This window comes from Pseudarthrobacter oxydans, from assembly GCF_030812335.1.
Classification (GTDB): Bacteria; Actinomycetota; Actinomycetes; order Actinomycetales; family Micrococcaceae; genus Arthrobacter; species Arthrobacter oxydans_B.
This window is the reverse complement of the sequence record NZ_JAUSSN010000007.1, coordinates 145,006-156,029: the sequence shown is the minus strand read 5'-3', so window position 1 is coordinate 156,029 and position 11,024 is coordinate 145,006. Positions and strand designations below refer to the sequence as shown.

General features: G+C 68.3%; 12 protein-coding genes. 5 read left to right on the top strand and 7 right to left on the bottom strand.

The window, feature by feature from the left end; translation table 11 throughout:
- Positions 1 to 39: 39 nt before the first annotated feature.
- Positions 40 to 498, bottom strand: a complete 459-nt coding sequence (locus tag J2W14_RS13230; RefSeq protein ID WP_307463415.1) for a flavin reductase family protein — start codon at positions 496 to 498, stop codon at positions 40 to 42.
- 208 nt (positions 499 to 706) lie between these two features.
- On the opposite strand from J2W14_RS13230, the gene J2W14_RS13225 reads away from it, so the two are divergent.
- From J2W14_RS13225 to nrdR, 3 genes are all read left to right on the top strand, one after another.
- Positions 707 to 1,300, top strand: coding sequence for a hypothetical protein (locus J2W14_RS13225; protein WP_307463120.1), 594 nt, complete (start codon positions 707 to 709; stop codon positions 1,298 to 1,300).
- A gap of 84 nt (positions 1,301 to 1,384) precedes the next feature.
- Complete coding sequence (gene hisD / locus J2W14_RS13220; protein ID WP_307463118.1) at positions 1,385 to 2,776, top strand: histidinol dehydrogenase; 1,392 nt, start codon at positions 1,385 to 1,387, stop codon at positions 2,774 to 2,776.
- Positions 2,777 to 2,910: 134 nt separating this feature from the next.
- Positions 2,911 to 3,402, top strand: coding sequence for a transcriptional regulator NrdR (gene nrdR, locus J2W14_RS13215; protein ID WP_307463116.1), 492 nt, complete (start codon positions 2,911 to 2,913; stop codon positions 3,400 to 3,402).
- A gap of 144 nt (positions 3,403 to 3,546) precedes the next feature.
- Here the strand turns inward: nrdR and ppgK are convergent, their stop codons facing one another.
- Both ppgK and map read right to left on the bottom strand, forming a co-directional pair.
- On the bottom strand, positions 3,547 to 4,350 hold the full coding sequence (gene ppgK / locus J2W14_RS13210; RefSeq protein ID WP_282383593.1) for a polyphosphate--glucose phosphotransferase: 804 nt from the start codon (positions 4,348 to 4,350) through the stop codon (positions 3,547 to 3,549).
- Positions 4,351 to 4,439: 89 nt separating this feature from the next.
- Entirely contained in the window at positions 4,440 to 5,318 is an 879-nt protein-coding gene (gene map, locus J2W14_RS13205; protein WP_307463112.1) for a type I methionyl aminopeptidase, read from the bottom strand.
- Between the two features lie 70 nt (positions 5,319 to 5,388).
- Between map and J2W14_RS13200 the strand changes: the two genes are divergently transcribed.
- Together J2W14_RS13200 and J2W14_RS13195 are read left to right on the top strand one after the other, a co-directional pair.
- Positions 5,389 to 5,556, top strand: a complete 168-nt coding sequence (locus tag J2W14_RS13200) for an SPOR domain-containing protein (protein ID WP_307463109.1) — start codon at positions 5,389 to 5,391, stop codon at positions 5,554 to 5,556.
- Between the two features lie 353 nt (positions 5,557 to 5,909).
- On the top strand, positions 5,910 to 7,943 hold the full coding sequence (locus J2W14_RS13195) for a phage holin family protein (RefSeq protein WP_307463106.1): 2,034 nt from the start codon (positions 5,910 to 5,912) through the stop codon (positions 7,941 to 7,943).
- Between the two features lie 54 nt (positions 7,944 to 7,997).
- Here the strand turns inward: J2W14_RS13195 and J2W14_RS13190 are convergent, their stop codons facing one another.
- From J2W14_RS13190 to panB, 4 genes are all read right to left on the bottom strand, one after another.
- Positions 7,998 to 8,756, bottom strand: coding sequence for an MBL fold metallo-hydrolase (locus J2W14_RS13190; protein ID WP_307463104.1), 759 nt, complete (start codon positions 8,754 to 8,756; stop codon positions 7,998 to 8,000).
- Positions 8,757 to 8,769: 13 nt separating this feature from the next.
- Positions 8,770 to 9,087, bottom strand: a complete 318-nt coding sequence (locus J2W14_RS13185) for a carboxymuconolactone decarboxylase family protein (RefSeq protein ID WP_307463100.1) — start codon at positions 9,085 to 9,087, stop codon at positions 8,770 to 8,772.
- A gap of 107 nt (positions 9,088 to 9,194) precedes the next feature.
- Complete coding sequence (locus J2W14_RS13180) at positions 9,195 to 9,590, bottom strand: SHOCT domain-containing protein (RefSeq protein WP_307463097.1); 396 nt, start codon at positions 9,588 to 9,590, stop codon at positions 9,195 to 9,197.
- 253 nt (positions 9,591 to 9,843) lie between these two features.
- Positions 9,844 to 10,809, bottom strand: a complete 966-nt coding sequence (gene panB / locus J2W14_RS13175; protein ID WP_307463095.1) for a 3-methyl-2-oxobutanoate hydroxymethyltransferase — start codon at positions 10,807 to 10,809, stop codon at positions 9,844 to 9,846.
- Between the last annotated feature and the right edge of the window lie 215 nt (positions 10,810 to 11,024).

Sequence of the window (11,024 nt, the reverse complement as noted above, 5' to 3'; positions counted from 1 at the left end):
ATGGGCGTTAAGTGTCACCTCGCAAGGCGAGGTAGCCGGTCAGATCTCGTAATCGAGCGGGGCGGGCTGGCCGTAGGCGCCGGAGTGGTAGAGCAGGGGAGCGCCGTCGGCGCCCACCTCACCTTCCACGACCTCGACCACAACCACGGCGTTGTTCTCGAAGGAGAGCCGCATCTGGATCTTGCCGATCAGCCAGCCGGCCACGTCATTCAGAATCGGCACTTCATGGGGCCCGAGCGCCCAGTGATCGCCCTCGAAGCGGTTGCTGGTGCGGGCGAAGCGGTCGGCCAGCGACTGGTTCTCCAGCCCCAGCATGTGGACGCCGATATACGTGGTGTTGGCCACGGCCGGCCAGGAGCTGGAAGTGCGGGCCATGTTGAACGTGAACCGGGGCGGCTTCGCCGAGAGCGAGGCCACGGAGGTTGCCGTGAAGCCGAAGGGGACGCCGTTGAAGTTGGCGGTGATGATGGCCACGCCGGCCGCGTGCCGGCGGAACATTTCCTTGAAGGTTCCCTCGAAGGCTTGGTCCTCTGTGGCCACTGCGATCCAACTCCCTGCTGCACGTGTGTGATGTTCCTACCTGCCAGCGTATTGCGCCTGCGAACGGCGGCGGTACTTATTTACCCGGAGGCGTCATGTGGAACGTCACCCGCGGACACACAGTGTTATGTGCCCCGCCGGGGGAAAGCTTGTTAAGGTTTGTTGCATGACACAGCCCGCAGTGCACGGCCAGGTCCCGCAGGATCCCCCGGGAGCGACTTCCCGGTTCCCGCTCACTGGGTCCGGTCCGGACGCTGCATCCGGCCAGCCGGTCCACGTGGCCGGCGTCCGCGCCACGTCGTGGCGGAAGGCCGCCGTCATCGCCGCCGCAGGCATCCCCGTGGGGCTGCTCTGGTGGCTCCTGGCGCCCTCCGGGCTGAACCTGCTCTCGGGCAATCCGGAGCTGCGGAGCGGCGGCAACACGGAAGGGTGGCTGCCGCGGGACCTCGTGCTGGCGGGCCTGTTCCTGCTCGCCGGCTGCATTTCGGGCGCAGTCGCCTCCGGCAGCAAACACAACCCGCCGTTCGGCCGGGACGTTGTCCTCGCCGTCGGAGCCGGCGCGCTGGGCGCCCTCGCAGCCTGGGGAACCGGCGTCGTGTGCGGCCTCTGGTGGGGAGCGCCCGAAGACACCTCGGCCAGCGCCAGCATTGCCTTCTCGCTGCGGTCCTTCGCCGTCCTCGCGATCTGGCCCGCCGCAACCGCACTGACCATCTTCCTGAACACTGTCTTCACGACGCCGGACACTGGTCCCGGGGCCTGACTACGATGCCGCCGAGCAGACCCGAACCCGCAGTCCCGATGTAACAGGCGCGGGACCCGCCGGGGCTGCCCGTAAAATGAACGGGTGACCCCTACAGCTGACAGCTCCGTGCCCGCCGTTACTGCGCCCCCGGTTCCCGCCGATCTCAACTTCCGCACCGTCGACCTCCGCGGCCGGCGGCTGACCCTCGCCGGCCTCCGCGCCGCGGTGCCCCGGGCGCAGGCCGGCACCATGGCCGATGCCGAGCACAAAGTCCTGGACATCATCGACGCCGTCCGGACCCGGGGCTTCGAGGCGCTCAGCGAGCTCGCCCTGACCTTCGACGGCGTGGAGCAGTCACACCCCCGGGTCCCCGCCGATGCGCTGACGGCGGCCCTGGCCGGGCTCGACCCCGCCGTGCGGGCGGCACTGGAAGAGTCCATCCGGCGCGCGCGGCTTTTCGCCGACGCCCAGCGGCCGGCGAACACCGACGTCGAACTCGGCGAAGGCGCAGTGGTCAGCCAGAACTGGGTCCCCGTTGCACGCGTTGGCCTCTACGTCCCGGGCGGGCTGGCGGTCTACCCGTCCTCCGTGATCATGAACGTCGTCCCGGCCCTCGCCGCCGGCGTCGAATCCATCGCCCTGGCATCTCCGCCGCAGAAGGACTTCGGCGGGCTCCCGCACCCCACGATCCTTGCCGCGGCGTGCCTGCTCGGGATTGACGAGGTCTACGCCATCGGCGGCGCCCAGGCGATCGCGGCCTTCGCCTACGGCATCCCGGCCGGGGAGGACCGGGCCGGGCTGGACCCGGTGGACGTCGTCACCGGCCCGGGCAACGTCTTCGTCGCCACGGCGAAGCGCCTCGTCAAGGGGGTCGTCGGCATCGATTCCGAGGCCGGCACCACCGAGATCGCGATCCTCGCCGACGCCACGGCACAGCCGGGGCTCGTTGCGGCTGACCTGATCAGCCAGGCCGAGCACGACCCCAAGGCGGCGTCCGTGCTGATCACGGACTCCGAGGACCTCGCCGCCGCCGTCCGGGTGGAACTGGAGCGCCAGGCGGCAGCGACCAGGCACAGCGCGCGGGTCCGCGAGGCCCTCTCCGGCCCGCAGTCCGGCGTCGTCCTGGTGGACAACCTGGACGAGGGCATCGCGGCGTGCAACGCCTACGCCGCTGAGCACCTGGAGATCATGACGGCGGACGCGGCAGTCGTAGCGGGCCGGATCCGCAGCGCCGGGGCGATCTTCGTGGGGGACTACAGCCCCGTCAGCCTGGGCGACTACTGCGCCGGCTCCAACCACGTGCTGCCGACCAGCGGCACCGCAGCGTTCTCCTCGGGGCTGAACGTGACCACCTTCCTGCGCGCCATCCAGGTGGTCAACTACACCCGGGCCGCCCTGGCAGAGGTCAGCGGCCACATCGTGAGCCTGGCCGGGGCGGAGGACCTGCCGGCGCACGGCGAGGCGGTCACCGCCCGGTTCCCGCAGGGCGCCTGACCACAACATGTAGTAATTACAGGCTTGTTATTCAGCTACATCTAGTCGTAAACTGATGGCGGAGCCAACCGCTCCGGCGATCTGCAACGGCGATCACCGTCCGGCCATTCGCTTGCGACAGGGGAGGAAACGTCATGTACTGTCCGTTTTGCCGTAACCCTGATTCGCGTGTGGTGGACAGCCGGATCGCCGACGACGGTTCCGCCATCCGGCGTCGCCGGCAGTGCCCCGAGTGCGGCCGCCGGTTCACCACGGTCGAAACCACCAGCCTGACCGTGATCAAGCGGTCGGGTGTCGGTGAGCCGTTCAGCCGCAGCAAGGTCATCAACGGCGTCCGCAAGGCCTGCCAGGGCCGTCCCGTCACCGAGGACGACCTCGCGATGCTGGCCCAGGAAGTCGAAGAGGCGATCCGTGCCTCCGGCGCCGCGGAAATCGACGCGCACGAAGTCGGTCTCGCCATCCTGAACCCGCTCCAGCGGCTCGACGAGGTCGCCTACCTGCGCTTCGCGAGTGTTTACCAGGCCTTCGAATCCCTGGAGGACTTCGAAGCGGCCATTTCGCTGCTCCGCCACGAGGCCGAGACCAAGGGCCGCGAGGGCACGAGCCAGCAGAAGAGCGCGCTCTAAGCCGGTTCCAGGAGCGCCGGCTCACAGACTCCGGTGGTGGCAACGGAGGGGAAGCCGCGGCCACCACCGGCACCACACAACAAAGAGCTATCACTCCGGGTCGTTCCCAGCGTTCAGAACGACCCGGAGTGATAGCTCTTTTGGCTACTTGGCGAGCTTGTGTTTCAGTGCGATCTCGAGCGCGGCGCCGACGATGCCGGCGTCGTTCTTCAATTCGGCCGGAACGATGGGCGTGCGCAGCTGCAGCCGCGGAAGGTATTCGTCTGCGCGCTTCGAGATGCCGCCGCCGATGATGAACAGTTCGGGGGAGAACAGGAACTCCACGTGCGACAGGTAGCGCTGCAGCAGCACGCTGTACTCTTCCCAGCTCAGGCCGTCCCGCTCACGCGCCACCGCCGAGGCCTTGCTTTCGGCGTCGAACCCGTCAATTTCCAGGTGTCCGAGTTCGGCATTGGGGACAAGCTTCCCGTCGAAGATGAAGGCGGAACCAATACCGGTGCCGAGCGTGATGACGAGCACGGTGCCCTCGATAAATTCACCGGCGCCGTAGCGTGCCTCCGCGAGGCCTGCGGCGTCGGCGTCGTTGATGACCTCCACGGGCCGGCCCAGGCGGGCGGTCAGCATTGCGTCGATGTCCATTTCCAGCCAGGACTTGTCCACGTTGGCGGCGGAGTGAACCACGCCGTGCTGGATGATGCCGGGGAAAGTGACGCCCACCGGCGAGTCGGGGGCCGGAGCATCGGGCCGGGCGGACAGCTCGGCGACAACCTGGGCCACGACCTCGGCCACGGATTCGGGTGTGGAGGGCTTCGGGGTGGGCATGCGCAGGCGGTCACCGACCAGCTTCCCCTTCTTCAGGTCCACGATCCCGCCCTTGATGCCGGTGCCACCGATGTCAATGCCGATCAGCGGGGCGTTCTTCTTCGACTTCTCGTCCTTCTTGGCCAATGTGGTTCCGTTCGTGGCAGGGGGCGGGGCTAGGAGGGTGCGGCCCAGGGCCGACGGGCGAAGACCGGGATCTTCTGGTGGAGCGGGAATCAGGGGAGCGTCAGAACTTCGGCGCCGGACTCCGTGACAAGCAGGGTGTGCTCGAACTGTGCGGTGCGTTTGCGGTCGCGGGTCACGACGGTCCAGTCGTCGGCCCACATGTCCCAGTCCACGGTGCCAAGCGTCAGCATCGGTTCGATCGTGAAGACCATTCCGGCTTCGATGACGGTGTTGTAGGCGGGGGCGGCGTCGTAGTGCGGGATGATCAGGCCGGTGTGGAAAGCCTCGCCCACGCCGTGACCGGTGAAGTCGCGGACCACACCATAGCCGAAGCGCTTGGCGTAGGACTCGATGGTCCGCCCGATCACGTTGATTTCACGGCCCGGGGCCACGGCACGGATGGCGCGGTTCAGGGACTCCTGCGTGCGCTCTACGAGCAGCCGGGATTCCTCGTCGACGTCCCCGGCCAGGAAGGTGTAGTTGGTGTCGCCGTGCACGCCGCCAATGAAGGCCGTGATGTCGATGTTGAGGATGTCCCCGTCCCGGACCACCGTGCTGTCCGGGATGCCGTGGCAGATGACTTCGTTCAACGACGAACACAGGGACTTGGGAAAGCCTCGGTAGCCGAGGGTGGACGGGTACGCCTTGTGGTCGAGCAGGAACTCGTGGCCCACCCGGTCCAACTGGTCCGTGGTGACGCCGGGCTGGATGTGCTTCCCTACCTCCACGATCGCCTGCGCGGCGATCCGTGAGGCGATTCGGATCTTCTCGATGGTCTCCGCCGATTTGACCTCGGAGCCGGTGAACTTGGCCGGTGCGGGCTTACCCACGTATTCGGGACGCGGGATCGACGCCGGAACGGGAAGCTGCGGACTGACGGCTCCCGGGACCAGGGTACCGATGGGTGCAGTCGAGGCTAGAGAAGGCATACATTGATCATATAAGGCACGGCCGGAGGCAAATAAACAACGGCCACGAAATATCAGTGAAGGAGCATCGATGCCGGAGTACTGGTACAACGTCAACACGCACGAGGTTGAAGAGGACGCCATGTCCGACTGGAGCCAGCTGATTGGCCCGTACAAGACCCGGGAAGAAGCTGAACACGCCCTCGAGAAGGTCAGGGCCCGCAACGAGTCCTGGGAAAAGGGCGACGAGGACGACTAGGGTCGATCACCCAATACGGAGCTGGAGGCACTCCTGGCAAGGGCCTCAAGGGCGCTGGCCAGGGTGGATGCTCCGGGACCGTTGCAGGGAATTCGTGCCCGGCCGTGGAAGGTTTCCAGTCAGGGAAGGGCTCCGGGCAGTTCGAGGCGGGGGTCCCGGCCGGGGTCCTGACCGAATGATGAAGTCGGAGGCGGTGGAGCCCGCCTTCAGCACGGCCGTGCCCCGAGGTCCGGCCGTCGGGCCCTGCCGGTGAGAGCGTCCCGGGCAGCCCAACGCATATGCTCCCTCGGGGCTGATTTTTCTCACCCGGTGCGGATGAGTGCCCGCCGGTCGCCGCGGGCCATACTGGGGAAATGCCGACGAGCGATACCCGCACCCGCGGCGTCCGAGTCACCGACCTGACCCGGCTGGGCGCTGCCTGGGCCGCCTCGACGGTTGCCCTCATCGTCACCGGTGCGCTGCTGCCGGGGTTCTCTGCTTCCAGTTGGTGGGACTACGCCGTCGTGGCAGCAGTGGCTGGCGTCGTCGGTCTGGTCCTCCGCCCCGCGCTGGTGGAGATCTCGGCCAGGGTGGGCTGGCTGGCGGTGCTCCTTACTGCTGTTGTCGGTCAGGCCCTGATCATGTATATCGCCATCCGTCTGGTGCCCGGTATCGAGTCGACGGCGTGGACCGCCCTTGCCGCAACCTGGATCAGTGCCGTCGTGGCTACCCTCATTTCGTGGGCCACCACGGCCGGTACTGATGACGGCCTGATCACCTCCCTGGCCGGCAGGGCACGCCGGCAGAACACGGTCACCGACCCGGAGGTTGACGGCGTCCTGATCGTGCAGCTCGACGGTGTGCCTTTCCCGGTGCTGCAGTGGGCGGTCCAGTCCGGGGCGGTACCGCATATCCGGCGCTGGCTGTCCTCGGGGGACTACACGTGCCGGGAATGGACTCCCCAGCTCCCCTGCACCACCCCAGCCAGCCAGATGGGCATTCTGCACGGCACCGTTGACGGGATCCCCGCTTTCCGGTGGTACGACCGGGAGCTCAAGCGGGTTCTGGTGGCCAACCGTCCGGCGGACGCCCGGGTGATCGAGGAAAGGCACAGCACCGGACAGGGCCTGCTGTACGACGACGGGGTCTCCATTTCGAACCTGTTCACCGGTGACGCGCCCCGGTCGCTCCTGACGATGAGCCGGGTAGAGGTCCGGCGCGGCTCCACACAGACGCGTCGTGCGTTCGCTTGGTTCTTTACCTCACCGAACGGGTTCATGCGCAGCCTCACGCGGACCGTAGGGGAGGTCCTCAAGGAGCGGTGGCAGGCCCGACGACAGGTCCGGCGTGACTTCGACCCGCGGGTGCACCGGGACTGGACCTTCGCCCTGCTGCGGGCAGTGACCAACAGTCTCCTGCGTGACCTGAACACGGCCCTGGTGGCCGAGGAGCTGCGTCGTGGCACGAAGTGCATCTACGTCGACTACGTGGACTACGACGAGATCGCCCACCACGCAGGCGTCTTCCGGCCCGAGTCGCTCGCCTCCCTGGATGGCCTGGACCGCACGCTGGGGTCCCTGGCCCGGCTCGCCGGTTCCGCTCCCCGCCGCTACCGGCTGGTCGTGCTCTCGGACCACGGCCAGTCCCAGGGCACTCCCTTCGCTGACCGGTACGGCCAGACGCTCGGCGATCTGTGTGCCGACCTCATGCAGGAACACGTACAGACTGTGGACGCGTCCGTCGAAGGGCTGGGGCGCGCCGACTCCATCGCCGGCGACATCGCGGCCGGGGGGATGACCGGGAAGCTCGCCGCCCGCGCCGACGAGGGGCTGACCAAGGCCCAGCGGACACAGGATCACGGCAACGCCGCCGAGGAGCCGGTGGTCGTGCTCGGCTCGGGCAACTTGGGCCTGGTCTACGTGCGGGGCGACCGGCGCTGGACGCTCGAGGCGCTCGAGAGGGAGTGGCCGGCGCTGGTCCCCGGCCTGGTGGGCCATCCAGGCGTCGGGTTCGTTGCGGGCATCGATGAAGACGGCCGGGAATGGGCGGTCGGGAACGGCGGACGCCTCGACATCGCGAGCGGTGCGGTGGAGGGCTTGGACCCGTTGGCCGGCTTCGGTGCGCACGCGGCGAGGGTCCTCCGGCGGGCCCTGATGGATCCCGCGGCTCCGGACCTCTACGTCAACAGCATGGTTGATCCGGTGACCAACGACGTCGCGGCCTTCGAGGGCCTGGTCGGATCCCATGGCGGCCTCGGCGGCTGGCAGGACCGCGCCATGCTGATCGGTCCTGCCGATCTCATGGCCGGGCTGCCCGAGCGGATCGAGGGGGCCGATGAGCTCCACCGGGTCCTGGTGGGGATGCTCGAGGCCTGTGGCCAGCGCGCCACGACGGCGTTCCCGCGTTGACTGACCGGACCATTTGCGGTGGGCTGGCCCGAGGGGCGGTTCACGGGCCCCGGCTCACGCCGGCGCGGCCCACGAGTCGCCGGGGGAGAGGACGACGGCCGTGCAGCCGGGGGCCTGCTCCGCCACCGCGTCGGCGAACCGGCGCCCGGGCAGCTCGAGCCAGCTCCGGGCAAAGTGTGTGACGAAGGGAGGGTGCAGCGTTCCCCAGTGCACCGGCAGGGCGTACCGCGCGCCGCTCCATGCGACGGCGCGGGCCGCAGTCTCGGGGTTCAGGTGCCCCGCCGAGAGCCTCGGCCCCCACCCCCAGACCGGCACCACGGCGACATCGATCGAACCGCCCGCCATGTCAGGGATCCCGGCCATCCCGGCGAACAGCCCCGTGTCACCCGCGATCCAGACGGTGCCTGAAGGACCCCGAACCAGCTGCCCGTGGGCGTCGTTGGGCCGGTGCGGCATCGGGCGGTGACGATGCTCCGCCGGGACCTGGCGTATCTCGACGCCGCGGCCTGCCGGGGTCCAGCCGTCGCCCAGGGGGACTGTGTTCAGGAACTTGCGGCGGTGCAACCAGGCGACGTTCGCCGGGGCACTCATCAGGGCCGCTCCGGGCAGCATGCGGAGGGAGCGCAGCTCCGCGTGGTCGTGGTGGAGGTGGGAGAGGAGTACGACGTCGGGCCGGCTCCACGACGCCGGGTCCGGCCGGGGTGCCAGCCGCCGCAACAGCCCGGCATGAGGACGAAGCAACGGATCGGTAAGGACCCGTACGCCGTCGAGATCCAGGACCACCGAGGAATGGCCCAGCCAGGTAAGTCTCATACCGGGACCCGCGTTACTCCGTTTCTTCCTCCATGACGGCGATCGCGAAACCTAGTGCCTCGGTGATGTTGATCGCGGCCGACATCGTCCGGGCCGTTCCGATGATGGGGGCCACGGCGACGAGCACGTTTTGAACATCCTTCGCCGTAACCCCTGACTCGATCGCGGGGCCAACGTGGGCAAGGTAGGAGATGGGCCGGGCGTCGACGGCGGCCAGGGCTGCGATGCGAATCATGAGCAGCGCGTCGGCCGGCAGGTCGGAGCGTCCCAGGGAGGCGTCAGTAATGGCGCCGATGGTCTCCAGAACCGGGTTCTCACTCTGAGCGGACATGGTCGATCTCCTTCACATGGGTAGCCAGGACAGCCCCGGGATGGTGCTGCCGATCGTGCAGAGCTATGAACGCGCCCCGGACACCGGGCGCAGCCCGTCGACTCGGGTCAGGCCATGGCCTTTGCTTTGAGGGACTCAAACTCGGTCTGGCTGATGGCTCCGGAATCAAGCAGGGCCTTGGCATCGGCGATCTGGCTGGCCGGGCTGGCCGACTTGCCGGCCACCTTCTGGATGTACTCCTGCTGGGCAGCCTGTTGTTCGGCCACGAGGGCCATCTGCCGCTCGGTCATGCTGCGGCCGCGGGCGATCAGGTAGATGAGGGCGCCAAGCCAGGGCACGAAGACCAGCAGTATCACCCAGCCGGCTTTACCCCAGCCGCTGAGCGATCGGTCGCCAAACAAGTCGAACAGGCAGCGGAACCACACCATCAGGGCCGCTATCCAGATAAAGAACCAGAAACTCCACAGCAGGACGTCCCAGAAGTCAGTCGTAATTGAGTCCATGGCTACTCCTCCACTAGTGTCCGCCGGTGTCTGGCCCGTCGCGTCGCGCACGAGTCCGGCCGGAATGGCGGAGCATCTGCCGGGGCCTGATGCAGGCCCTCAATGGCCAGACTGCCCGGACGGGCGGAACACCGCATCGTTCGTGAAGGATGAGGTGGCCCTGCAAACCGGCAGCCGTGGCTCGGAAGGTCGGCCCGCGGTGGCGTGGAGGCTAGCCCGCGGTGACCCGGGGGACCGGCCCGCGGCCGGCCGCCTAGAAGGAGTGCTCGGGGCCGGGGAACTGGCCGGAGCGCACGTCCTCGCCGTAGGCCTTCGCGGCGTCGCTGAGCGAGGTGCGCAGGTCCGCGTATTGCTTGACGAACTTGGCCATCCGGCCGCCGCGGAGCCCCGCCATGTCCTGCCACACCAGTACCTGGCCGGTGGTCGCGTTGCCGGCGCCGATGCCGATGGTGGGGACATCGACGGCGGCGTCCACGGCAGCCGCCGTGGCCGCTGGCACCATTTCCATCAGGACGCAGAACGCGCCGGCGTCGGTGAGGGCGACGGCGTCGTCGATCAGCCGCTGGGCGTCATCGCCGCGGCCCTGCACCCGGTAGCCGCCGAGGGCGTGCTCGCTTTGCGGGGTGAATCCGATATGCGCCATGACGGGAATGCCGGCCTGGACCATGGCCCGGACGGTTTCGGCATAGAACTTCCCGCCCTCGATCTTGACCGCGTGGGCGAGTCCTTCCTTGAGGAACCGGACGCCGGTGGACACCGCCTGCTGGGCGGAGACCTCGTAGCTGCCAAAGGGAAGGTCCGCCACCACGAGGGCGCGCTTGGCGGAGCGGGTGACGGCGCGGCACAGGGGGAGCAGCTCATCGACGGTGACGGGCAGGCTGGTTTCGTTGCCGAAGACATTGTTGGAGGCTGAGTCGCCAACGAGGAGCACCTCGATGCCGGCCTGGTCGAAGATTTCCGCCGTGTACTGGTCGTACGCGGTCAGCATGGCAAAGCGCTCACCGTTGAGCTTGGCCTGGCGCAGGTGGTGGGTGCGGATCTTCGCCACCGGCTTCCGGGCGCCGGGCTCCTGGCCCGCCGTCGAGCCCGGGGTCGAGCTCGGGGCCGCAGCCGGGGACGTCTCCGCAGCCGCGGACGTGCCCGCGGGAGCCGGGCCGTTGCCGTAGGGGGCGGCTAGTTCTGCGGGCATGCTGGAATCGGGGCTTGTGCTTGAGGCCATGGCACGAGCGTAGTGCGACACCTCGCGTCCTAGCTACTGGGCTTCAGCCCGTGGGCGCGTGAGTCACATCACACGACTCCCGGCGGAACGACCCGGGAACCGGTCTGGGGCGTCGAATTCGGGGCTCCCGGTGTTAACGCCGTGTTACGCGGGGCAGCCGCGCCAGCAATCGGTGGCAATGATTAGTAAAGTGAACGGTGAGCAGCTGCGGGACC